The sequence below is a fragment of the Idiomarina xiamenensis 10-D-4 genome, assembly GCF_000299895.1.
GTDB classification, from domain to species: domain Bacteria; phylum Pseudomonadota; class Gammaproteobacteria; order Enterobacterales; family Alteromonadaceae; genus Idiomarina; species Idiomarina xiamenensis.
This window is the reverse complement of sequence record NZ_AMRG01000058.1, coordinates 1-713: the sequence shown is the minus strand read 5'-3', so window position 1 is coordinate 713 and position 713 is coordinate 1. Positions and strand designations below refer to the sequence as shown.

General features: G+C 48.4%; 1 protein-coding gene. It reads left to right on the top strand.

Annotated elements, in window-relative coordinates:
* Positions 1 to 389 precede the first annotated feature (389 nt).
* Positions 390 to 608 (top strand): hypothetical protein, encoded by a 219-nt coding sequence (locus tag A10D4_RS13430; protein ID WP_008490187.1) that lies wholly within the window; start codon positions 390 to 392, stop codon positions 606 to 608.
* Positions 609 to 713 lie beyond the last annotated feature (105 nt).

The following is a 713-nucleotide window of genomic DNA, read 5'->3' as shown; positions in this document are numbered from 1 at the left end:
CTTTGCCTTAGAAACCCACGCAGCCACCATCGTGCCTGAGATCAAAGGTTTTTTAGATAAGCATTTGAAGTAGGTTAGTCGTCATCGCGCTCGCCACTAGCGCTGGTGGCGAGCATCACTGTAATGCTGCCTTAAGCGATTCAACAACCACCAAAGCGCTCCACTCAGTAGCGTATACGCAGCAGGCCAAATCCACAATTTGATTGACCACTGTTAGCGTAGTAGCCGGTTGTCGGCCTTTCTGCTGGAGGCTTAAGCGCAAATGGGCGTTTTATTGCGGCCAAAAAATCGCCACTCTAGGACTAATACATTCATACTTACTTGCAAAATCGCTGTTGCATTTTGATGACTTTCTACTAAGAATTAGAAAAAAATACAGCGAGAAACTTATGCGATATACACAACAACTATTACTAACGCTACTGCTTGCCGTCACGGCTTTTGTCAGCACCGCACAAGCCAGCGCCTCAAAACCCAGTACCTCAAAACAATGCCCAGATACCGATGACTACCAAGGCGCGCGTGAGATCATCGACGATCTTGTTCGCATCGTCAGCCCTAATGGTATCGAAGAGTCGTTTACGGCAGACATCGGTGGCGTACCGTAGTGGCTCAATATTCGTGGTAAAGATAAGTCGAACCTCATCATTTTGTTCGTCCATGGCGGCCCCGCGTCCCCAATTACAGCTAGCCTATGGCAGTTTCAACGGCCG

Coding starts and splice junctions, on each gene's coding strand:
- A10D4_RS13430 (WP_008490187.1), top strand. CDS start 390: ATGCGATATACACAACAACTATTACTAACGCTACTGCTTGCCGTCACG.